The 22532-nt window shown below is 63.3% G+C and carries 15 protein-coding genes; 7 read left to right on the forward strand and 8 right to left on the reverse strand.

Features of this window, described 5'->3' with window-relative positions; translation table 11 throughout:
* Positions 1-37: 37 nt before the first annotated feature.
* Positions 38-961, reverse strand: coding sequence for a DUF6655 family protein (locus GE027_RS15910; protein WP_153558202.1), 924 nt, complete (start codon positions 959-961; stop codon positions 38-40).
* Between the two features lie 253 nt (positions 962-1214).
* On the opposite strand from GE027_RS15910, the gene GE027_RS15915 reads away from it, so the two are divergent.
* The 3 genes from GE027_RS15915 (at position 1215) to GE027_RS15925 (ending at position 8779) form a co-directional block, all read left to right on the forward strand.
* Positions 1215-3977, forward strand: coding sequence for a DUF11 domain-containing protein (locus tag GE027_RS15915; RefSeq protein ID WP_153558203.1), 2763 nt, complete (start codon positions 1215-1217; stop codon positions 3975-3977).
* A gap of 336 nt (positions 3978-4313) precedes the next feature.
* Positions 4314-7322, forward strand: coding sequence for a PSD1 and planctomycete cytochrome C domain-containing protein (locus GE027_RS15920; protein WP_153558204.1), 3009 nt, complete (start codon positions 4314-4316; stop codon positions 7320-7322).
* A 5-nt stretch (positions 7323-7327) separates the two neighbouring features.
* Positions 7328-8779 carry a DUF1501 domain-containing protein gene (locus GE027_RS15925; RefSeq protein WP_153558205.1) on the forward strand — a complete coding sequence of 484 codons (1452 nt, stop codon included), beginning with the start codon at positions 7328-7330 and terminating at the stop codon, positions 8777-8779.
* Between the two features lie 92 nt (positions 8780-8871).
* On the opposite strand, the gene GE027_RS15930 is transcribed toward GE027_RS15925, so the two are convergent.
* The 3 genes from GE027_RS15930 to GE027_RS15940 form a co-directional block, all read right to left on the reverse strand.
* Positions 8872-10128 (reverse strand): S1C family serine protease, encoded by a 1257-nt coding sequence (locus GE027_RS15930; RefSeq protein ID WP_153558206.1) that lies wholly within the window; start codon positions 10126-10128, stop codon positions 8872-8874.
* The gene (locus GE027_RS15935) at positions 10128-14618 is read right to left on the reverse strand and encodes a chemotaxis protein CheB (RefSeq protein ID WP_153558207.1); all 4491 of its coding nucleotides are present in this window, start codon (positions 14616-14618) and stop codon (positions 10128-10130) included. Before GE027_RS15935 ends, GE027_RS15930 begins: the two co-directional genes overlap by 1 nt.
* A gap of 94 nt (positions 14619-14712) precedes the next feature.
* On the reverse strand, positions 14713-15537 hold the full coding sequence (locus GE027_RS15940; RefSeq protein WP_153558208.1) for a metallophosphoesterase family protein: 825 nt from the start codon (positions 15535-15537) through the stop codon (positions 14713-14715).
* Positions 15538-15728: 191 nt separating this feature from the next.
* Between GE027_RS15940 and GE027_RS15945 the strand changes: the two genes are divergently transcribed.
* Genes GE027_RS15945 through GE027_RS15955 form a run of 3 tightly spaced genes read left to right on the forward strand, consistent with a single transcriptional unit; the run spans position 15729 to position 18043 of the window.
* A complete protein-coding gene (locus GE027_RS15945; RefSeq protein ID WP_153558209.1) occupies positions 15729-16415 on the forward strand; it encodes a TVP38/TMEM64 family protein in 687 nt (228 codons plus the stop codon).
* A complete protein-coding gene (locus GE027_RS15950) occupies positions 16412-17350 on the forward strand; it encodes a phosphatidate cytidylyltransferase (RefSeq protein WP_153558210.1) in 939 nt (312 codons plus the stop codon). The genes GE027_RS15945 and GE027_RS15950 overlap by 4 nt, the downstream gene beginning before the upstream one ends.
* Before the next feature lie 24 nt (positions 17351-17374).
* Positions 17375-18043, forward strand: a complete 669-nt coding sequence (locus tag GE027_RS15955) for a CDP-alcohol phosphatidyltransferase family protein (protein WP_153558211.1) — start codon at positions 17375-17377, stop codon at positions 18041-18043.
* Here the strand turns inward: GE027_RS15955 and GE027_RS23120 are convergent.
* The 4 genes from GE027_RS23120 to GE027_RS15975 form a co-directional block, all read right to left on the reverse strand.
* Positions 18040-18444, reverse strand: a complete 405-nt coding sequence (locus tag GE027_RS23120; RefSeq protein ID WP_153558212.1) for a hypothetical protein — start codon at positions 18442-18444, stop codon at positions 18040-18042. The two genes, GE027_RS15955 and GE027_RS23120, sit on opposite strands and share 4 nt — an antisense overlap.
* A 473-nt stretch (positions 18445-18917) precedes the next feature.
* The gene (locus tag GE027_RS15965) at positions 18918-19349 is read right to left on the reverse strand and encodes an Hsp20/alpha crystallin family protein (protein ID WP_153558213.1); all 432 of its coding nucleotides are present in this window, start codon (positions 19347-19349) and stop codon (positions 18918-18920) included.
* Positions 19350-19424: 75 nt separating this feature from the next.
* Entirely contained in the window at positions 19425-19853 is a 429-nt protein-coding gene (locus GE027_RS15970) for an Hsp20/alpha crystallin family protein (protein ID WP_153558214.1), read from the reverse strand.
* Positions 19854-20057: 204 nt separating this feature from the next.
* Complete coding sequence (locus GE027_RS15975; RefSeq protein WP_153558215.1) at positions 20058-20867, reverse strand: hypothetical protein; 810 nt, start codon at positions 20865-20867, stop codon at positions 20058-20060.
* Between the two features lie 78 nt (positions 20868-20945).
* Here GE027_RS15975 and GE027_RS15980 point away from each other — a divergent pair, with 78 nt between their 5' ends.
* Positions 20946-22436, forward strand: a complete 1491-nt coding sequence (locus GE027_RS15980) for an FAD-dependent oxidoreductase (RefSeq protein WP_153558216.1) — start codon at positions 20946-20948, stop codon at positions 22434-22436.
* Positions 22437-22532 lie beyond the last annotated feature (96 nt).

A 22532-nucleotide genomic window follows, 5' to 3' on the forward strand; every position in this document is an offset into this window, starting at 1 on the left:
CGGCGGTGTCAACCGCCGCTGTTTTGAAGGCGCTCCGCTAGTCTTTCTCGGCGGCGGGCTGCTCGGCGGGTTTGGCTTCTTCGCCCTCGGCCGCTTCTTCGAAACCGACTACGGCCACCTCTTCCTCGGACTCAGGATCGCGTTTGCCTTTCAGCATTTTGGCCGGCATGTCGCTGCTGAGCAGGGGCCAGCCCTCGTCGAAGTGGACTTCGGCCGTGTAATCGACCGGCGGCCGATCGTGGATGCGTACCGGCGATTCGTTGTCCTTGCGCTTACCGAACTCCAGGTCCCCGGCGACGAACCGCGTGCGCTCGCGGATCGTGCCGCCTTGGAACGGTCCGACGCCCAGCACCCAGACGTCCTTGGCCGAGGCGGTGGCCTGCGAGGTGCCCGACTGCCAGACCGGCGTGCGGGTTTCGCGGTCGTAGGCGAAGGCGGCGATCTTGGCCGCCCCTTCGCTGCTTTCCCGCCGCGCCAGCGAGATCTCGGGAATCGTCGGCACGCTGGGGGCCGATGGAATCAGCGACGCGGCCGAAGAGACGACGTTGCTGGCCGGAATCCCGTAGGTGGTCTGGTGGCCGTCGGCGCCGAGCGTCCCACAGCGGGCTTCGATGATCAGGTCGGCTTCTTTCTGGTTCTCTTGCAGCAAACATCCCGCAGCCACCACCTGTTGCCGCAAAGCGCTGACGATGTAATCGGCGTTGACGAATTTGGCACCTTTGACCTGCCGGATGTAGGTGGTGTCGAGATAGACTTTCTGGCCGGCCAGCGGACGGAAATCGATCGCCGCGATGCTGTGGTCCACCGCCTCGCTGAGCACCATTTGGTCGGTGGCTTCGTGCATCTTGGTCGTGCCACAGCCGACGGCCGACAGCACGAGCGCGGCGCATAACAGGGCGACAATCGAAGCGGATCGATCGATTCGAGTTCGGCAAGCGGGGCAGGCAGAAAACAATCGCATCAGCATGGGGCGGGAAGAAGCGTGCCGTCGGGCAGCGGAGCGGCGGGTCGTAACCACCCGCGACCCGATCGGCGGGAAACAGGAGGTTTTCGTTCAAGATCTATCGCATCCATACCGAACCCCTGGCCACAACCGCAATCTCAAATCTTCAATCTCAGTTGCTCTTTAGCGATTCTGGAAATTTTGCTAAGAATCGTGTCGGCAGGCCAGGGAACGGCCTGCGTTCGTGTGGACCCGCAAAGGAATTGCTGCGATGAAACGCTTTGGCGTTCGACTGGCCGGTGCGACCGGTGTCGTCTTATTAGGTATCCTGGCCGCCAGTCAGGCGCAACGGAATCCTTCGTCATCGACCGCGGATCTCGAACGAGAACTGCTCGACGACCAACCGGCAGCCCCAATCGCGGCGGTCGACGACCAACCCTGGTCCCCGGAAACCACGATCTTTCGCGGTAATGATGTCGGTGCGGCCGCGCTGCAGCCGCCCGCCGCCGACCCGGCCGCCGGGCCCTCGACAGGAAACATCCAGTTGGCCGGCCACCAACAGCCGCTGGCCGTGCCCGATAGCGAACCTGAAGTCACCGCAGCCGACCCGGCCGCGGCCGGTCCCGGTTTTGCCGCCGGCCCCTCGCTGGCCATGCCCGGCGGTATGCCTGCCCAGGCGGCCGAGGTCGACCCCGCCGCCGAAGCGCCGGCGACGATGCAAACCCGTGGCTCGATCGATCCAGCCGCCGCCCCTTCGATGGCCCCGGCCAGCCTTTCCCTGCCCACGGCCGCCCCAGGCGCTGGCCCGAACGATGCAGGCGCTGGCCCGAACGCCCCTGGCGATGGCCCGAACGCCCCTGGCGATGGCCCGAACGATGCTGCGTCGGCGGCGGCGCCGACGACCACCCCACCGAGCGCCGCCCAGGTCGACGCGATGGCAGAACTGGACTTCGCCAGCGAAGCTCCGCAAATCGGCACGTTGTCGACCCAGAACGTCCTGCGCGGCGGCGGCGGCGAGAGCGAAGACGCTGCGGCCCCGGCCGCCGAAGCCCCCACAGAAATGCCAGCCGCGGAAACGTTCCCCGCAGAATCCGCCGATGACGCAGCGGCCGCCGCGCCGGGCGAACTGGCAGCGATGGCCCAACAACACACCTTCCAGCCCGCCGAGATGGTATCGGTCCCGGCGACCGAGATGACGGCCGCCGCCGAACTGGCCGCCACGCCGCCGAGCCTGGATCCCGGCGCCGGCTCCGCACCGGCTCCCGCTTCGGCAGAACAAGCTGCTTCGGCAGAACAGGCCGCTTCGGCAGAACAGGCCGCTTCGCCACAGGCGGGGCCCGCGGCGATGCCGATGGCCCCCGCACAGCCCGAGATGACGGCGGCTGCACCCGCAGCCACGCCAGCGTTCCCCAATCCAGCCCCCGCCAATCCGGCACCTGCCGCGGCCGCCCCTTCGCTGGCCGCCCAGCCCGGCGCCGCGCCGGCGATGGCGATGCAAACAGAGTTTCCCGCCCGGGCAGAGTTCCCCGCACAGACGGAGTTCCCCGCGCAGGCGGAGGTTCCCAGTCCGGCCGCTGCGGCTCAGCCACTGGGTCGGGTCGCGTCGCGCGGCACCCGTTCGTTGCCGGCGATGCAGAACGTCATGGCCCAGCCCGGCGACCGGCGCTGGGAGGGAGCTCAGGCGCCCAGCGTTCTGATCCACAAACGAGCTCCGGAAGAGGTCCAGGTCGGCAAACCGGCGACCTTCGTGATCGACGTCCGCAACGTCGGCACCACCGACGCGTACAACGTCCAGGTTCACGACCGCGTTCCCGATGGGATGCGGCTGGTCGACGCGATGCCGCAGCCCACCGGCACCGCCGATGCACTGGTCTGGTCGCTGGGCGGCCTGGAGCCCGGTGGCGAACGATCGATCACGCTGCAGTTGGTACCGGAAACCGAAGGCGAACTGGGCAGCGTGGCTCGCGTCACGTTCGAAGCCGCGGCATCGGTGCGTACGATCTCCACGCGGCCGGAATTGCGAATCCGCCAACGGGCACCCGAACGTGTTTTGATCGGCCAGCAGTTGGAACTGGAGATCAACATCGAGAACATCGGTACCGGCACGGCAACCGGCGTCGTCCTCCAGGAAGACGTTCCCGAGGGTCTCGAGCATCCCAAAGGACGCCAGCTGGACAATCTGCTGGGTGACTTGGGTCCCGGCGAATCCCGCACGCAGATCCTGCGGTTGCGAGCGACCGCGGCAGGCACGGTCGAGAACGTGGTGCGATTGATCAGCGATGATCAGTTGACCGCCGAAGACGCTGTGGCCGTGGAAGTCGTCGCCCCGCGAGTGGCTTTGGAACTGCAGGGTCCCTCCAAGCGGTTCCTGGAACGGCCCGCCACCTACAACATTGCGGTGGCCAACGTCGGCACCGCCAACGCCACCAACGTGGAACTGGTCGCGTACCTGGATCGCGGATTCAGTTTTGTCAGCACCGAGAACGAAGGCCAATACGATCCCTCGCGACATGCCATCTACTGGAGCCTGGCCGAGCTTCCCACCGGCGCCAATGGCACGGTGCCGCTGACCCTGTTGCCGGTGGAAGAAGGCGAACAGGCCGTGCGGCTGGAAGTCACCGGAGACCTGGGCATTCGCGAAGAGAACGAGAAGATGGTTTTGATCGATACGCTGGCCGAGCTGTCCTTTGCCGTGGCCGACGATCAGGACCCGGTGGAGATCGGCAGCGAGACCACCTACGAGATCCGCGTCAACAACAGCGGTTCGCGAGGCGATACCAACGTCCAGCTGCAGATCAAGCTGCCGCCGGAATTGGAATTGGTCAGCGCGGACCGCAACGCCGGCACCGACGGCCGCGGCCTGGTCGCCTTTGAGCCCCTGCCGCGACTGGACGCGGCAGGCGAGGAAGTGTACCGGGTCCGCGTCCGCGGCAAAGCACCGGGCACGCACAAGATCCAAGCCATCCTGACCAGCGAGCAATCGGCCGTTCCGGTGACCAAGGAAGAAAGCACCACGGTGTACAGCGACCGCTAACCGTGGCCAAGGCTTCCAGCCTGTGAAACCAGTGGCATAGGCTTCCAGCCTGTGAAACCAGTGGCATAGGCTTCCCAGCCTGTGAAACCAGTGGCATAGGCTTCCAGCCTGTGAAACACCTCGTACTCAGCGAAGCGGTACTCGTACTCGCGGACCGTAGCAAATCGAGAACCCGCTCACGGCGAGCAGGAGTACCGGGCTGCGCCCTGAGCACGAGCACGAGCACGAGCACGAGTACGAGTACGAGTACGAGTACGAGTACGAGCACGAGCACGAGCACGAGCACGAGCACGAGCACGAGCACGAGTTGGTTGGCGGACGGTGTACAATACGGACATGCGTCCTCCAACCCACCTTCCCCTGCTGGGGTTCCTGCCGTTTTTGTTGCTGCCCTCCCTGGCCTGCGCCGACGACGTCGATTTCAACCGTGATGTGCGGCCCATCCTGGCCGCCCACTGCTACAAGTGCCACGGTCCCGACGAACAGACGCGCGAAGCCGGCCTGCGGTTGGACGAGATCGAAGCCGCCACGGCCGACCTGGGCGGTTACGCGGCCATCGTGCCAGGCGATTCCGAAGCCAGCGAAGTCGTGCTGCGTGTCGCCGCCGAAGATCCGGACATGCGGATGCCGCCGGGGACGGACGATGGCTTGACGCCGGCCGAGATCGATACGCTGCGGCGGTGGATCGACGGCGGTGCGGCTTATGCAAAGCACTGGGCGTTCGTTCCGCCCCAACGGCCTGACGTGCCCGCCGCGATCGAGCCCTTCACCGCGGCGGCCGAGCATCCGATCGACCGTTTTGTTCAGGCGCGGCTTGCCCAGCAGACCTCGTTGCAACCCAGCCCGCCGGCCGACCGCTACACTCTGGTCCGCCGCCTGTACTTGGATCTGACCGGTTTGCCACCGTCACCCGCCGAGGCCGACCGGTTCGCCGATGATACGCGTCCCGACGCCGTGCCGCGGCTGGTGGATCGCTTGCTGGCTTCGCCCGCCTTCGCCGAACACACGGCGCGTACCTGGCTGGACCTGGCCCGTTATGCCGACACCAATGGGTACGAGAAAGATCGCCCCCGCACGATCTGGCCGTACCGCGACTGGGTGCTGCGAGCGCTTTCGGCGGACATGCCGTTCGACCGGTTTTCGATCGAACAATTGGCCGGTGACATGTTGCCCGGCGCGACCGATGCCCAACGCATCGCCACCGGCTTTCATCGCAATACGATGCTGAACGAGGAAGGCGGCATCGACCCCCAGGAATATCGCTACCACGCCGTAGTCGATCGCGTGGCCACAACCGGAACGGTGTGGATGGGGTTGACCGTCGGCTGCGCCCAGTGTCACACCCACAAGTACGACCCGATCACCCACACCGACTACTTTGCGTTGTTGGCGTTGTTGAACAATGCCGACGAACCAGACATCGTGATCGAGGACCCGGACGTTCGCCGGCGTCAACAACAGATCGATGCGGAGGTCGAAGCTCGCGAGCGTGAGCTGGTCGGTCAATGGCTGCCGGCCCAGGACCAGTTGCCCGCGCCGCGAGCCGAATTCGTCGGGCCGCTGCAGTACCGTCCGGCGGTCGCTCAGGCCTTTCGCCGCTGGCTGGAACAGCAGCAGAAGCAGGCTGTCGATTGGCGGCCGCTGACGCCCGTCGATTTGGAATCCACCTCGCCACGGCTGCGAGTCCTGGACGACGCCTCGGTCTTGGCCAGCGGCGACGTGACGAAGCGCGACGAGTACCGGCTGCGGTTTGCTCTGAACGGACCCATCAGTGCGTTGCGGCTGGAGGTGTTGCCGCACGAGAGCCTTCCGGCGGGAGGTCCCGGGATGGCATTCTATGAAGGACGCCGCGGCGATTTCTTCCTCAGCGAGCTGCGGGTTCGGATCGATGGGCAGGACGTGGCGTTACACGAAGCGACGCATGACTACGGCAAGATCAGCGTCGGCTCGGGCGATCCGGCGGCCGCCAACGTGTTGGACGGCGACGGATCCACCGGATGGTCCACGTCCGGACGCGAAGGCCAGGCCAGCCAGTTGGTCGTCAATTTCGAGCAACCGATCGACCCGGGGACCGAATCCGCAGCGGGCGAGTTCGAGATCGAACTGTTGTTCGAACGCCATTTCGCCGCCGCCCTGGGACGCTTTCGCTTTTCCGCCACCGCCGCCGAGACGCCGGTCCGTGCGTCCTCGCTGCCGGTCGACCTGGTACGGCAATTGGCGGAATCCAACCCGGCCTATCCCCAGTACGAACGGCTGCAGCGACACTTCCTGCGTTCGTCGCGGTCGTTGGCCCGGCATTACGCTCCGGTCGCAGCCCTAGCGGCGACGCGTCCCGAGCCGGTGCGGACGTTGGGGTTCCGTGAACGCCCCGCCGACCACCCTCGTCCAACGCACCGGCATCACAGGGGCGAATACCTGCAACCGCGCGAGCCGGTCTCGGGCAACATCCCGGCGCTGTTCACATCCACTGCGTCCGACGCTCCGCAGAACCGTCTGCAGCTGGCGCAGTGGTTGGTCAGCGAGGAGAACCCGTTGGTGGCCCGCGTGATGGTGAACCGCGTTTGGCGAAACCTGTTCGGTTACGGACTGGTCCGCACCGATGGAGACTTTGGCACGCAGAGCGAACCGCCGTCGCATCCACAGTTGCTGGACTATTTGGCCACCGAATGGGTTCGGCACGACTGGTCGCTCAAATGGCTATACCGCCAGATCGTGTTGAGCGCGACCTACCGCCAAGGGTCGGATCGACGCAGTGGGGAAGACCCCGAAAACCGCTATCTGGCCCGAGGACCACGGGTGCGATTGTCGGCCGAGGCGATCCGCGACCAATTCCTGGCCGCCAGCGGTCGCTTGAGCCGGTCGGTTGGCGGCCCCAGCGTGTACCCGCCGCAGCCGGCGTCGGTAACGGCGCTAGCCTACGGAAATGCATCCTGGAAAGCGTCGACCGGCGGCGACCGTTATCGCCGCAGCTTGTACACCTTTACCAAACGCACCGCACCGTTTGCCGCCGCTGCGGTTTTCGATGCCCCGTCGCGAGAAACCTGTATCGCTCGGCGGCAGCGCAGCAACACACCGCTGCAGGCCCTGACCCTGTTGAACGACGAAATGTTTTTAGAGCTGGCGCGTCATCTGGCCGACCGGCACACTGCCTCCTCGCAGCCGCTCGACCGAATCGTGACGCAGCTGTTTCGCGCGGTTCTGGTTCGTCCGCCCACCGCGGACGAACACGCCGCGATGCTGGATTTCTGCCATCAGCAAACCGCTCACCAAGTGCCTCGGGAGCAGGTTTTATTCCTGCTGTGCCGGGCGTTGATGAATACCGACGAAGCCATCACCAAACCTTGATGACCATGCATCCGTTACACAGCATCACTCGACGTCAATTGTTTCGCACCTGCGGCGTGGGCTTGGGAAAAGCCGCCTTGGCTTCGCTGTTGGTCGGCGGCGGCTCGCGATTGACCGCGGGGCAGGGGAGCGTGGGGCAGGGGACCGGGGGCAGTCTGCATCACGCGGGTGGGCGGCATCACGCACCTCGGGCCAAGCGGGTGATTTATCTGTTCATGGCCGGTGCGCCGAGCCAGCTGGATCTGTTCGATTACAAACCCAAGTTGGCGGAGTTGGCCGGTCAACCGCTGCCGCCGTCGGTGATCGACGGCCAGCGTTATGCCTTCATTCAACCCGACGCCGCCGTACTGGAACCGCAGTTCCCGTTTGCTCGTCACGGCCAAAGCGGAGCCCAGCTTTCGGATCGGTTGCCGCATTTGGCCAAAGTCGTCGACCGCCTGGCGATTGTTCGCAGCGTGCACACCGATCAATTCAACCATGCTCCAGCACAATTGTTTTTGAATACCGGCAGCGGGATTCCGGGGCGTCCGGCGATGGGCTCCTGGTTGAGCTACGGCATCGGCAACGAGGCGGACGATCTGCCCACCTTCGTGGTGCTCAAGAGCGGCGGCAGTTTGAGTGGTGGGGCGGCGATGTGGAACAGCGGCTTTTTGCCCTCGCAGCATCAGGGCGTCCCGTTTCGCAGTTCGGGCGATGCCATTCTGAATGTTTCCCCTCCGCCGAGCATCGACGCGAGAATGCAGCGAGACAGCTTGGACCTGATCGCAGAGCTGAACCAACAGCGGATGTCCGTGACGGGCGACCCGGAAATCGACGCCCGCATCCGTGCCTATGAGATGGCGTACCGCATGCAAAGCCGTGCACCGGAGCTGATGGATTTTTCACAGGAAACCGCCGGCACGCTCGAAATGTATGGGGCCGCCCCTGGCGATCCCGCGCACGGATTCGCCAACAATTGTTTGTTGGCCCGGCGGTTGGCCGAACGCGGCGTGCGTTTCATCCAGGTGTACCACGCCGGCTGGGACCATCATTCCAACGTCGCAGGCGGCGTCAAAGCCCAGTGCAAAAAAACCGACCAAGCCTCGGCCGCGTTGATCAAAGACCTGGCCAGCCGCGGCTTGCTGGACGACACGCTGGTCGTCTGGGGCGGCGAATTCGGCCGCACGCCGATGGTCGAATCCAGTGCCGCCCTGGGCCGTTCGGAAGGTCGCGATCACCATCCGCAAGCGTTCACGATGTGGTTTGCCGGCGGCGGGATTCGAGGCGGGCAAACGCTGGGCGCGACCGACGAACTGGGGTTTCACTGCGTGGAAACCCCGGTGCACGTGCACGACGTCCAAGCGACGATCCTGCATCAATTGGGGATCGATCACCAGCGGCTGACCTTCACCTACGCCGGGCGACCCTTCCGGTTAACCGACGTGCACGGCAAAGTGGTCCAGGCGCTGCTGGCCTGAGGCTCGTGGCACAGGCTTCCCGCCTGTGATCGTAGCACGGCTGTCCCAGCCGTGAACAACCCAACCCTCGGCTGGGACAGCCGAGCTACTTTCTACTCGGCCAGTTCCAATTGAACCTGGACGGTCACTTCCTGTCCGTCGCGCCACACGGTTACGTCGACCGTTTCGCCGACGCGATAGTTTTCCAAGGTTAATAACAGGTCCTTGTTGTCCCGCACCGGATGGCCTTCGATGGCGATGATGATGTCGCCCAGCACGATCTGTCCGAAGCGTGTGCGCCGCGTCGGCCGGAGGCTGGAGGCGGCCGTTTGGCTGTCCTCGCGAATGTCCAGGATCAACACGCCGGGCAAATCCAGCTGGGCGATCATGCGGTCCGACGCCAGCGTGGCCGCCAGCCCGGCACGGATGATCTTGCCGTGTTCGATCAATTCCGGAACGACCCATTTGACGGCGTCTACGGGGATCGCGAACCCGATTCCCGCATAGGTTCCCGAGGGGCTGTAGATCGCCGTGTTGACGCCGATCAACCGGCCGGAGCTGTCCAGCAGCGGGCCGCCACTGTTTCCCGGATTGATCGCGGCATCGGTCTGAATGACATCCTTGATCGGCAACCCGGTGGTGGATTCGATTTCGCGGCCCAAGGCGCTGACGATGCCCGTGGTCAGCGTATGGTCCAGACCGAACGGATTGCCGATCGCCAGAGCTTTGAGCCCCACCTCCAGATCGCTGGAGGTTCCCAGGGGCAAGGGCCGGAGACGTTCCGGGTCGATATCGATCTTCAGCACGGCCAGGTCCTTTTCCGGCGCGGCGCCGACCAGCCGCGCGGCCGAATCGTCTTGGTCACCAAAGGAAACGTACGCGATGTCCGCGTCCTTGATCACGTGGTAATTCGTCACGATATGCCCTTCCTTGTCCCATACGAATCCGGTTCCGCTGCCCCGCGGGATCTTTTGCAGGTTCAGTGAAAAGAAATCGCGAGCAACGCGGTGCGTCGTGATATGCACGACCGACGGCGCGGACGCTTTGAAGAGGGCGATCGTGGCGACTTCCTCTTCGGCGATCTCGCGCCGCGATTGCTGGATCTGTTGAGGGTCGCCGAGTCGGTCGAGCGTCGGTGATTCGACCGGGGCCGCCGATCGGGAACCGGCCGAGGATGGGTTTGCAGAGGTCGTTCCGGCTGGTTGCAGGGGGCGCCGGACCGTTTGCCCGTTCGCCAGCGGGTCTTCGGTGGGTTGCCCGCCATGCGGCCGGGCGCCTCGCTGCCACAGCAGCCCTGCGCCCAGTACGATCACGGCCAGGATCAGCAGCGTGTTGGCGATCAACAGTCTCCGCGTGGCGGCAGCGTTCATCAGGCGTCTCGTTGTGCGGTAAGAGAAGCGACCAATTGCATCAGCGGGATGGCATCGACCGGTTTCGCGAAATAACCGTTGCAACCGATGCGCAGGCATTCCTCTCGCTCGCCGTCCATCGCATCGGCGGTCAGGGCAATGATGGGGCATTCAAAACCCTGTTTTCGCAATTCCGCTACGGCTTGTCGTCCGGTCATCACCGGCATCTGCATGTCCATGACGATCAAGTCAAACGGCTGGCCCGCCTCGCGGGCGATCACGGCCGCATCCAACGCTTGGCGGCCGTCCTCGGCGATCGTGACTTCGCCGCCACATTTCTCCAAGAAGTATTTGACCACGCGCCAGATATCCCGGCGATCGTCCGCAACCAGGTATCGTCCGCGAAGCGCCGGCAGCCCTGAGGCGGCCGGTTCCGGTTCGGTTTTGATGCTCCGGCCGGTCGGCGAAACGATTCTTTGGGCCTGTTCCGGTGTAACCCGCAGGGACAGCGTGAACCGGCTGCCTTTGCCGGATTGGCTTTCGACGGAGATCCAGCCGCCCATCGCCTTGGCCAAGCGTTGACTGATGCTCAGCCCCAGGCCGGTACCGCCATAGCGATGCGCCGTATCGCCGGAGGCTTGCGAGAACGGCTGGAACAGCAGCGACACCTGCTCGGGGCTCATTCCGATGCCGGTATCGACGACCGATATATCCAGACGCGGCAAGTTTTCGAGGTCGGCATCCGGGCCGGACAAAGCGTTGTTTGCCGAATCCGGCGACGCCTCCTTTTTCTCGGGCACAAACCGGACCTGGACGCGGACTTCTCCTTCATCGGTGAACTTCAGGGCATTGCTGATCAGATTGACCAGGATCTGCCGGATCCGCAGGGAATCGCCCGTGATCGCTTGGGGAACATCGCTCATCCAATCGAAAGCCAAACGAATGCCCTCGCCGGTCGCCCGGACATTCATCAACGAGCGTACGTCCTCGATCACATCGCAGATCCGCACCGCTTCGGCTTCGACCCGCATCTTGCCGGCTTCGATCTTCGACAGGTCCAAAATATCATTCAGCAAGGACAGCAGATAATTGCCGTTGCGACGGATCGTTCCGGCGCGTTCCTGGACCAACGTATCGTCGGACTCGTTCGCCAGCATCTCGGCAAAGCCCAACACGGCGGTCATCGGTGAACGCAGTTCGTGGCTCATATTGGCCAGGAACGCACTCTTGGCTTCGTTGGCTTCCTGCGCAGCCTGTCGGGCCTTGTCCAGTTCGGCCATCATCTGTTGCTGTCGCTGCTGCATCGCGACCCGGGCGGTGATGTCCTGGAACGTGACCAACGTGCCCACGCGCCGACCATCGAGGATCTTAGCGCGGCTCCGGTACTCCACCTGAATCGGCGTCCCATCGGCGCGCCAAAAAACTTCGTCGTCTCGGTGCAGCACGGCGCCGTCATCATGGACCATAAAAATACTGCACTCGGTAACCGGATAGGGCGACCCATCGGCGTGGGAGTGGTGGATCAAATCGTGCATCTTCTCGCCGATCAACTGCGATTCATCCTCGAAGCCCAACAGACCCACCGCAGCGCGATTACAAAACGTGCAATTGCCGTCCAGGTCCATGCCGTAGATGCCTTCGGGCGTCGTATCGAGAATCGTCTGCAGACGTTCGGCGGTTCGGCGGGTCTGGGCTTCGGCATTTCGCAACGACGTCACGTCGATCAGGGTCATCACCAAACCGCTGATGGCATTTAACCGCCGGTAGGGAACGATCCGCAGGAGGAAGGGCGTACCGTTGCGATCGGTAACGCGAACTTCCTTCAGCGTTTCGCTCTGACGTACTTCCGCCAACTCGTCCAACAACGACACATCCTGGAGGTTGTTGGCAAACCCTTCGATCGAACGCCCCACGTCGTGGTCCATCAGATGAAAGATTCTCGCGATCTCGGGCGTGAACCGCCGGATGTAAAAGTCCGCGTCCAGGAAGATCACGCCCACGCGGGTGGCCGCCAACAGATTGTCCATGTCCTGGTTGGCCTGAGCCAGTTCCTCGACGCGGCGTTGGTGTTCGGCGTTCACCGTGTACAGTTCTTCGTTGACGCTGTGCAGTTCCTCGTTGGCGCTTTGCAGTTCCTCGTTGGAGGCGACCAATTCTTCGTTGGAAGCCTGCAGTTCCTCGTTCGAGGTTTCCATTTCCTCGATCGTCGCTTGCAGGTTTTCTTGCGTCTCGCGCAGTTCGGTTTCCAGTTCGGCGATTCGCTGTTCACTGGAGGTCGCCGGGCCGGACATCGGGGATGCGGCAGCGCGGTCCTCGGCGGAGGATTCGGCGCAAGACTCGGCGTCCGAACCGCTGGCCGGCCTGCCAGTGGCGGTTCGCGTCGGCGCGGTCTTCAGGAACTGGACGTGAAAACAACATTCCTTGCTGACCGATTCCTGCATCGGTTCGACGACGATGCGAAGTCGCTCCGGACCGTCGTCGCCGCCGGGGCGGGGATGATGGTAGCTGACGGTCTGGCCGGCTCGAGCGGCATGCTGCAAGGCGTTGCGGACCGGTGCCTTCAGGTGCTCGTCTACCAGGTCCAGCAAAAAGGACGAGGGTCGTCCGGCGGGCAGCCGCAGAAAACTCTGCGCGTCCCCAAAGACATGCAGAACATGAAAATGATCGTCCACCAAAACACTGGGCGGCAGATGCCGCTGCAGCAATTGGTCGTACATCGCCAACAGCGCCGCGTCCACTTTTGGCGCGGCGATGCGATGCGGTGTTTCCAAAGCGGCGGTCGCCGTACCGAGCCCGAGAGAAGCGTTGACCGTGGGCATCGGCAGCGGCGCCCGCAGCGGCAAACGCACTTGACGACGTTTGCGGTACAGCCGCCAGCGTTTGTCGATTGCGTTGAACTCGCCCGCAATCTCTCCAGGCGACTCGCTCGGCCCCAGCCACATCACGCCGTCGACGTTCAAGGCAAAGTGAAACAGCGACAACACCTTGTCCTGGGCGGGCGGCTGCAGATAGATCAACAGATTGCGGCAGGTGATCAAATCCATATGCGTGAACGGTGCGTTGCGCAGCAGATTGTGCGGCGCAAACACGATGTTCTGACGCAGCTCCGGAACGACGTGATAACCATCGCGTTGCTTGCGAAAGTACCGCGACAACCGCTCGCCGCTCAACTCACTCAGCGAGGCTTCCGGGTACACGCCCTGGGCCGCGATCTGAAGCGATAGATGATGCGCGTCGGTCGCAAAGATTTTGATCTCGACATCCGCGCCGCGACGTCGTTTGGCTTCGTCAAACAGGATCGCCAGCGAATAGGCTTCTTCGCCCGAGGCGCACCCCGCCACCCAAACCCGAATGGTCTGGGCGTCACCGGCCCGCTCGAACAATTCGGGAATGACCCCGTCGGCCAGCGTGGCAAAGGCTTCCGGATCCCGGAAGAATTTGGTCACCCCGATCAACAGGTCTTCGTACAAATGATTGACTTCGGTGCGATCGGTTTGCAGCCGGCTAACGTACTGCTCGCGGGATGCCAAACCCAGCATCTCGCAGCGTCGTTGAATCCGCCGCTGGACGGTGCTGAGTTTGTAGTCCGAGAAGTCCAGTCCGTGCTGTTGCTGGAGCAGATGGAAGATCCGCCGCAGATCATCCGCCTCGGCTTCGTCACCCTCCCGGTCGGAATCAAGGGCCGAGCTGGAATCAAGGGCCGAGCTGGAGTCAAGGGCCGAGCCGGAGTCAGCGGGCGAGCCGGAGTCAGCGAGCGAGCCGGAGTCAGCGGGCGAGCTGGGATCGCTGGGCGAGCGGAGGGGGACCTGCGAGCGGGGATCGCGTGGCGACAGCCCTTCGTTGGCGGTGCCGGGATGGTTCCGCGACACGCCTCCGGCGCCCGCCGAGACGCGCAGCAGGGACTGCCGAGCGTAGTCCAAAACCGCTTCGGCGATTCCCGCCGGCGTGGCGACAACATCCGCGATCCCGGTGGCCTGGGCGTTCAGCGGCATCCCATCAAAGCTGGCGCTCTGCAGGTCCTGGACCGCCACCAGGCCGCCGGCGCGATGCACGTCGACGACGCCCCGCGAACCGTCGCTGCCGGTCCCCGACAAGACGACCGCGATCCCGTGGCGTCCGACATCGTGAGCCAGGGAGGTAAAAAAATGGTCGATGGGCTTTGCCAAGGTGCGCTGCGGCCCGACGTCGGTCAGATACAGCCGACCCTTGCGAATCACCATTTCGGTACGAGCCGGGATCAGGTAGACGTGATTCGGCTCGACCGACATCCCATCCTGCACTCGTTGGACGCGCATCTCGGTGCGTCGCGACAGGAGGGCCTCCATGTGGCTTTTGAAATCCGGCGACAGATGCTGGACGACCACAAAACTGATTCCGCAATCCGGCGGCAGGGCCTGAAAAAACTCTTCCAACGGTTCCAATCCGCCGGCCGACGCGCCGATGCCCACGACGATCAACGATCGTTCGTCCGCTGGATCCTGGTCGTGATCGCTTGCCTGCACATCGTCCATAGACTGTCTTGTTTAACCCACTCGCTTGGCCACCCGGTATACAGAAGATCCATTGTAGGACGAAGGGTACACCCTCGCCAACGGTGCGGTCCAGCTAGGCAAGTTCTCGTCCGCGACGAGGAAAATGATGCCGGCTCAGTGCGCCAAACGTTTGCCGGTCTTCGAAGTACATATAGTGCGTCACGGTCATCATCTGGCTGTCGATGTCGATCGTGTTAAACGAATTCTTCTCGCTCTCCGGGCCGCGTCCTCGGCGTGAAGTGGTCGTGCCGCACTGGACGATGACGATCCCTTGGTCGCGATGCTGCCCGCGATAGAAATTCAGCGAGTTGCCGATGTAGGCGCGGTGCAAATGGCCGCCCAGAATCAACTCCACATTCTGTTCGACGAAGCGGTTGATGGCGCGCCGGGCCTTGGGCATCGTCTGATCATGCAGGTAATCCGGAGCCGGCGCGAAGTGGTGGTGGGCGACGACGATGCGTGCCAGGTGCGGTGGGGCGGTCGCGAATACCGCTTCGGAATGACGCAGTTGATCCGACGTGATTCGGCCGTTGCTGATCGCTCGCCGCGGCGAGGTTGAATCGATGCCCACCAGCAACGCTTCGGGCAACTCCAAAACCGGATTCAAATCCGCCTGAATGTACTTGCGATACAAGCCCAGCGGGTCGGTCAGCCGCTCCTTGACCCGGTACAGCGGCACGTCGTGATTGCCGGGGATCACCAACATGGGCACTTCGGGCAGCCGATCCAGGAACTCGCGAGCGTCGATGAATTGCTCTTTCTTCGCCCGCTGCGTCAGGTCGCCGCTGACGACGATCGCATCGGGTTCCAACTGGGGCGCGATCTTCAGAACGGCTTTGCCGATGTGTGGCAGGTAGGGGGGCCCGAAATGCAGATCGGATAGATGCAGGATTCTCATCGACTAGTCGGGGCTGTACGGCGCGGTTGGTATACGAATTGCATCGGTAGGTGCTAGCGTCCTCGGGTGCAGCACCCGCGGTAGCAGCGATAACACGATATGACAACTGCAACCATGACAGTTGCAACCATGACAATTGCAACCGGCGTACCAATCGGACGGCCGGAGAATGCCCTATTCCATTCCTGTTTATGATCCGACGAATCAGTCTGTTGGTTGGCTTCCTGCTCGTGCTGGCGGTGCTCTGGTGGGCGGCGCGCGAATACGCGGCGATCGATGCCATTTTGGAACAAGAAACGCAACTTCGCGAACGCGTCGCTCGCAACCGCTGGCTGGCCGGACTGATCGGCTTTGCAATCTATGTGGCCCTTTCGTTCGTTCCCGGCACGCTGGGCAAATCGATCATCTACGGATGGCTGTTCGGGTTCTGGATGGGCCTGGTGATTGCCAGCGTGTCGTTGACGGCCGCCGCGGTGGGCACGATGTTGACCGTTCGCTATGTCTTCCGCGAGTGGGTGGAGAAACGGATGGCCGGATTCATCAAAGTGATCGACAAAGCGCTCCACCGGCACGGCCCGATGTACATGATCTCGCTGCGTTTGCTGCACGCCCCCTACACGCTGACCAATTACGCCTCGGGCGCAACCGGTATCGCCGCGCCGACGTTTGCCTGGACGACCTACGTCGGCATGCTGCCCGGAACGATCGTATTCGTCCTGGCCGGCGCTCGTCTTCCCTCGCTGGAGACGATGGTCGAGCAGGGCGTCTGGGGGATCGTCGACCTGCCGCTGCTGGTGGCGCTGTCGTTGTTGGCGATTTTGCCGGTGATCGCCAAAGCGCTCCGCGACCGCTATGCACAGGATTGGCAAGACGCATGAGCCTACCGGACGAAGCGGGCGGAATGTTGTGGGTTACGGCGATCGGCATCGGAGCCTTGTTGATCGGTTCGGTCGTTCGCATCGTGTCCGCGGGTCGTGCCCCCGGAAGCAAGGCGAGTGAGCGGTTTGCCAGCCTGGCCTCGTGGTGGGTCATCGCCATCTTGGTCCTGGCGGCCGTCTGGACTGGCCCCTGGGGAATGCTTCTGTTGATGGCTGTGATCACGGCCCTGGCGATTTGGGAATTCCTCACCCTGCCGCTTCAGCGCTCTGTGCCGCAGGGGTTCCTCTGGACGATTCCCGCGGTGTGGTTGCTGGCTTTTGCCGGGTTGTCGGCGGGCTGGATCGCTGTGTTCCGCGTGGGCGTTCCGCTGGCCTGCCTGGTCTTGCCCAGTGCGGTGTGCATCCTGACCGGACACACGCGCTACAGCACCACGGCGATCGGAGAAGTGACGATGGCGGGGCTGCTGTTGGTGTACGCCCTGGGGCACGCCGCGCTGTTGGCCGTTCTGTCGCCGGCGAACAATCCGGTGGCCGGCGTCGGCGGATGGTTTCTGTTTCTGGTCGCACTGACACAAATCAACGACATCTGCCAAGCCTTGGTAGGTCGCGCTCTCGGCCGCCGCCGCCTGACCTCGGTGTCTCCCGGCAAGACCTGGGAAGGTTTCGCGGGCGGACTCGGCTTGACGGTCCTGATTTCGATCCCGCTGGGCTGGTTGCTGACGCCGCTGGGCGTGGGGGCTGCCGCCGGTGCCGGTTTGTTGATCGCCGTGGCCGGCTTGCTGGGCGACTTGAACATGTCGCTGATCAAGCGCGACGCCGGCGTCAAAGCCAGTGGCACGATGGTGCCCGGCCAGGGTGGCATTCTGGACCGCGTCGACAGCCTCTCCTTTACCGCTCCGGCATTCTATTACTACCTCGTGTTCGCAGTCACATAACCATCAACCATCAACCATCAACCAATGCCTGAGCCGACCGCCGCGTCTTCCGCGACCGCCTCGACGGCCGCCGCCCCCGGAATCGCCCGCCCGCCGGATAAACAACCACCGGGCAAACCTCCCGCAGTCTGGGTAACGGTTCCCAATGCGCTCTGCTTGGTTCGCTTCCTGGGCGCCTTTGGCCTGATCGCTCTGGCGATCTTGGATCGTCCGATGCTCGTGGTGGCCCTATTTCTGTTTCTCACCGCAACCGACTGGATCGACGGCAAACTGGCCGTGTGGTTGGACCAGAGATCACGGATCGGTCCCAAGCTGGATACGCTAGCCGACGTGACGATGTACGCCTGCTTGTTGGTGGCCACGATTTGGATGTTCGGCGACGTGCTTTGGCAAGAAGCCGTTTTGTTGGCTCTGGCCCTGGGCAGCTACGTCGTCTCTTGCTTGTACGCCTGGGGAAAATTCGGTAGCGCCCCGGCGTATCACACTCGCGCCGCCAAGACGTGCTGGTTTTTGATGGTGGCGGCGGTGTTTGGATTGTTCTTCGAATGGTCCGTCTGGCCGCTGCGGATCGCCCTGGTGGGCATCGTCCTGACGAACATCGAAGCGATGTTGATCACGCGATCCTTGAAAGAACCGCGAACCGACATCCGCTGGCTGGGCGATGCCTGGAGATCCCCACCACCGGTGGACTAGGGCGTGATCGCTTGGAACAAGTTGTACAGCGGTCGACCGGGCACATAAACCTTGGGCCGAACCACGACCGGAGCCGCAGCGACCGGCCGGCCCGTCATCACCGAGACGGTCGTGCTGGGCCGGTACGCTGTTACGGGCGCAGCCGTCACGGCGGGACGATAAGCGGTTACGGCCGGAGCAGCCGTCACGGCGGGACGATAAGCCGTCACCGCCGGAGCAGCCGTGACGGCGGGACGATAGGCGGTTACGGCCGGAGCCACCGATGTGACCGGAGCGGTGGTGATCACGGGAGCCGGCGCGGCGACACCGGTGGCCGGCTGCAGGACGATGTACTGCGCTGCGGCGCTGCCGACCCAAAACAGTCCAGACAACAACAGCGAGGCAAACAGGCGAACGAACATGGGCAAAGGGCTCCGGGCAGGTTAAAGGAAAGCTTCGTGGTCCACACCGCAAAACAGTAAGCACGTCGCAACATTTGATTCGGCTTTACTCTCCCTCTGGGAGAGTCGGGCTCTTAGGCCCGGAGAGGGTTTTCGTAGGGCCCTCCCCGGTCCTAAGAGCCCGACCCTCCCGCTGCGCGGGAGGGTGTTGTCGCGGGGTTTCACCGAAAGATTCATGCCGACGTGCTTAGCACCAACGAAACAGTAAACACCACAGAACAGTTGCAAACGTCGTGCCGGCTCCGGGCTGCGTCCGGTCCGCGATTCGCCCCGGAAAGGACGGTTCGCCTCCGACAAAACGGTTCGCCCTTCCAACAAAAAACGCGTCCTCGGAAGCATCCGAGAACGCGTTTGTTCTGAAGTGGCAATCGGGTTTCGCAGCCGGTGCGAAACGCCGCCGAATCATCCAGCGAACAGATCATCTAGCCAACAGATCACTTGGCTTTGACTTCGATCCGCCGCGGTTTGACCGCTTCGCGTTTGGGCAATCGCAGCGTCAGCACGCCGTCGTGCAGCTCGGCCGAGACCGCGCTAGTATCGATGGCTTCGCCGATCGAGAACACGCGCTGGAAATCGCCGACGCCGTACTCGCGGTACAGGTACTTCGGCGACGCCTCGGCGTCGTCCACCTGGCCGCGAATGGTCAGCAGTCGGTTTTCGAACTGGATATCCAAGTTCTCGGCCGACACACCGGGCAGGTCGCCATACAGGACGAGCTCTTCATCGCCTTCCCAAATATCGAAATGCGGCATGAAGGTCGACCGCGTCCGCTCGCTGTCCCGATGCTGGGCGGCCAACGCCTGACGGCTGTTGCCGTCCTGCTCGCGTCGCTGTTTGTGATTCGTCGTGGTCATACTGGTACTCATTGTTATCCTCCTTATCAAAACGCCTTAACGACATGCCTTTGCACAGCCTCTCCGGCGAGATGTCGCGAGGCAGGATCAATGGGTTTGAACTTCAATGCGTCGTGGCTTGACCGCTTCGCTCTTGGGCAGCGTTACTCGCAACACGCCCTGCTCGGATTCGGCCGAGACTTTGTCGCCATCGACGCGAACCGGCAATTCGATCATTCGGTGGAAGCTGCCGTAGCCGCGTTCCTGCCGATGCCAGGTGCCGCCCTCTCGCTCGGGAGCTTGACGCACGCCCTTGATCGTCAACTGATTGCCGGTGACGTAGATCTCCAGATCCGAAGCGTTAAAACCGGGCAATTCCGCTTCGACAAATAGGCTGTCGTCGTCTTCCCAGACGTTCAGCGCGGGAAAGGTGCCCGATCCCATCGCTGAACTCTCGCCGCTGCGGCCGAACAGTCGGTCCATCTCACGGCTCAATCGATTCAGTTCCGTCCACGGTTCCCAACGAGTCGATAACATTTTTTCACCCTCCTTATCAAACGGGTTCAAAGGGAGCAAATTCGCTTACTTACAACAGGCTCGAGACGTCCAATTTGGCAGTCTTTTCGAGCTTTTAAGATATGCAGCAAAGAGTGTGCCAATGACGCATCTGACCAGTCGCAAGGCGCACCTGGCCAGTCACAAGGCGCACCTGGCCAGTCGCAATGCGTTCCGCGCCGGCATTCATACTCCCAGCGACAGCAACCAATCCGGATAGGACAGGGGGCGCTGCAAACGTGCCGGATCCAGCATTTCGGGGAAAGCCTTATGGAGCGTCGGCAGCAGATCGGCAATCCGTGCCGGGTCCTGATCGTTGGCGGCTTCCAGGGCAAACGTCCACGCCGTTACGCCGCGCGCGGCGACCTGGGTGTATTCGACTTGCAACGCTCCGCGGACGTTTCGATCGGCCACCCGCTGCCATCCCTGCTCCGACAGCGCGTAGTAGGCGCAGCGGCGTTGTTTGTGGACGGCAGGCCAGACATCGACGATCGCGTCTTCGACCAGCCCGCTATCGGCCAGCGGCGTCGAGCGTTTGATCCAACTCTGCAGCGAACCGCTGGGAAACGCCGCCTCGCCCTCCGACAAAACATTCTCGCTGACCCGCGTTTTCGCTTCCAGCAAACGCGTCGCTTCGCCGCGAACCTTGACGCTGTGCTCCGGACTGCAGTGCGGCGCATACCAGTCGGTGCGTTCGGCGACCGGCTGGTCGGCAAACAACTGGTCGCCCAGCGGCGTGTCCAAAAACCAACGGATCTCGTACGTGGACTGAATACGTTCGTTCATCATCAAGAGGTTTCCGTGACAGGGAATCCGTGACAGAGCCAAGCAACCGTTTCGTGTGCCCCATTCCGTGTGGCCCATTCCGTGTGACTCGTCCGCTGCGAGGCTGGTGGTGTCCAACCAGCGTACTCGAATCGCGACGGCAACGGTACGCGAGCCGTCCGGCAGCGCGCCGCCCACGGTCAATCGCTGGTACACGTTTTGCTTACTCATGTAGCGGCGGATCCGGTTGGACTTGTCCCGCACCGCCATCGACGCATTGGCTTCGCAACCCCAACACGAGCAGAACCCATGGCTGAAGAGACGCGACGCGCGATTTGCGACCCCTGGTGGCGACAACACACGACAGGCCTGCGGCCGTTCGACCGCTTTTCGGGCGTTCACAAGACCGGCGTCTTGGTCATCGGTGGCGGCATCACGGGGCTTTCCACAGCGTTGGAATTGCACGATCGAGGTTTCAACGTGACGGTGTGTGAAGCCAACCGGATCGGTGCCGGGACCACCGCCGGCAGCAGCGGCCACTTGGACGCGCATCCCGAAATGGGACCGCGACAGTTGATCGATCAACTGGGCCGCGAAGACGCGGTGACCTACACCTCGCTGCGGCAGGCGGCGATCGACCGCATCGAGCAGCGCAGTGGCGAGGCCGCCGACTTCGCCCGTGTCGATGCCTACTACTACAGCGACTCCGCCGCCGATCGCTCCAGCCTGGAAGAGGACCTCGGCGCCGCCCAGCAACTGGGTCTGGATGCCGCCTGGTGCGAGGACGTGCCGATCGAACGGGCCGTGTTCGGGTACCGGCTGCGTCGGATGGGTCGCTTTAACAGCGCTCAATACCTGCACCGGTTGGCCGAGCAGTGCAGGGAGCGAGGCGTGCGCATTTACGAAAACACGATGGTGCCCAGCCCGCAGGAATCGGAGCCGACCAGCCTGCAGGTCAACTCCGGACGCATTGAGTTCGAACACCTCGTCAGCGCCACGCACAGCAACTTCATCTCCGGTATCCCCTTGTACGCGGCCACACCTCCGTATCAGTCCTACCTGTTGGTGGCCAAAGTTGCTCGGGCTCCTGTGGACGCCCTGTTCTGGGACAACAGCGATCCCTACTACTACGTTCGCCGCGTGGGTGCGGCCGAGGAGTCGTTGGTTATGGTGGGCGGGCGCGACCATCGGACCGGGATGGGCGATCCCCTGCAGTCGCTCCGGGAACTGGAACAGTGGGCCGATGAACGCTTTGGTTTGCAGCAGATCGAAAAACGCTGGAGCGCGGAATTGTTCGAGCCCACCGATGGCCTGCCGATGATTGGACTTGCCCCCGGCAAGAAGAACATCTGGGTCGCGACTGGTTTGAGCGGTGTGGGCCTGACGCTGGGAACCGTTGCCGGACACCTGTTGGCCGAGGCGATCGACGGCAAAGCGATGCCTTTGGAAGAACCACTTTCGCCCAGCCGCCTGGCGCTCTCGGGCGAGTGGGCCAGCGAACAGACCAAAGCGACGGCCAATGTTTCGCAGCGCGTCCTGCCGGCAGAGAACGTGGCACCGGCGGCCCTACAGCCCGGCGAAGGGGCGGTCGGCAAAGTGGACGACCAACATGTTGCGGTGTGCCGTGACCGACAGGGATGCGAGCACCGGTTCAGTCCGGTGTGCCCGCACATGGGCGGCGTCGTGCACTGGAACGAACTGGAACAGACCTGGGACTGCGCCCTGCACGGCGGCCGCTTCAGCGCCGACGGCCAACGACTGTACGGCCCCCCGGAACAAGGCTTGGACGCACCCAGCTAGCCCGTCATAGTAGCTCGGCCGTCCCGGCCGAGGAGCTAAACCGTCTCGGCTGGGACAGCCGAGCTACTTTCGGCGTTAGCGAAAGGCGACTCTCCT

It is taken from the genome of Roseimaritima sediminicola (assembly GCF_009618275.1).
Classification (GTDB): Bacteria; Planctomycetota; Planctomycetia; order Pirellulales; family Pirellulaceae; genus Roseimaritima; species Roseimaritima sediminicola.

Excerpts from the sequence above, each read along its gene's own strand:
- GE027_RS15950 (WP_153558210.1), top strand. The coding sequence starts at position 16,412 with ATGAGCCTACCGGACGAAGCGGGCGGAATGTTGTGGGTTACGGCGATC.
- GE027_RS23120 (WP_153558212.1), bottom strand. The coding sequence starts at position 18,444 with ATGTTCGTTCGCCTGTTTGCCTCGCTGTTGTTGTCTGGACTGTTTTGG.
- GE027_RS15940 (WP_153558208.1), bottom strand. The coding sequence starts at position 15,537 with ATGAGAATCCTGCATCTATCCGATCTGCATTTCGGGCCCCCCTACCTG.
- GE027_RS15945 (WP_153558209.1), top strand. The coding sequence starts at position 15,729 with ATGATCCGACGAATCAGTCTGTTGGTTGGCTTCCTGCTCGTGCTGGCG.
- GE027_RS15970 (WP_153558214.1), bottom strand. The coding sequence starts at position 19,853 with ATGTTATCGACTCGTTGGGAACCGTGGACGGAACTGAATCGATTGAGC.
- GE027_RS15930 (WP_153558206.1), bottom strand. The coding sequence starts at position 10,128 with ATGAACGCTGCCGCCACGCGGAGACTGTTGATCGCCAACACGCTGCTG.
- GE027_RS15925 (WP_153558205.1), top strand. The coding sequence starts at position 7,328 with ATGCATCCGTTACACAGCATCACTCGACGTCAATTGTTTCGCACCTGC.
- GE027_RS15935 (WP_153558207.1), bottom strand. The coding sequence starts at position 14,618 with ATGGACGATGTGCAGGCAAGCGATCACGACCAGGATCCAGCGGACGAA.
- GE027_RS15920 (WP_153558204.1), top strand. The coding sequence starts at position 4,314 with ATGCGTCCTCCAACCCACCTTCCCCTGCTGGGGTTCCTGCCGTTTTTG.
- GE027_RS15910 (WP_153558202.1), bottom strand. The coding sequence starts at position 961 with ATGCGATTGTTTTCTGCCTGCCCCGCTTGCCGAACTCGAATCGATCGA.
- GE027_RS15980 (WP_153558216.1), top strand. The coding sequence starts at position 20,946 with ATGGCTGAAGAGACGCGACGCGCGATTTGCGACCCCTGGTGGCGACAA.
- GE027_RS15975 (WP_153558215.1), bottom strand. The coding sequence starts at position 20,867 with ATGAGTAAGCAAAACGTGTACCAGCGATTGACCGTGGGCGGCGCGCTG.
- GE027_RS15965 (WP_153558213.1), bottom strand. The coding sequence starts at position 19,349 with ATGAGTACCAGTATGACCACGACGAATCACAAACAGCGACGCGAGCAG.
- GE027_RS15955 (WP_153558211.1), top strand. The coding sequence starts at position 17,375 with ATGCCTGAGCCGACCGCCGCGTCTTCCGCGACCGCCTCGACGGCCGCC.
- GE027_RS15915 (WP_153558203.1), top strand. The coding sequence starts at position 1,215 with ATGAAACGCTTTGGCGTTCGACTGGCCGGTGCGACCGGTGTCGTCTTA.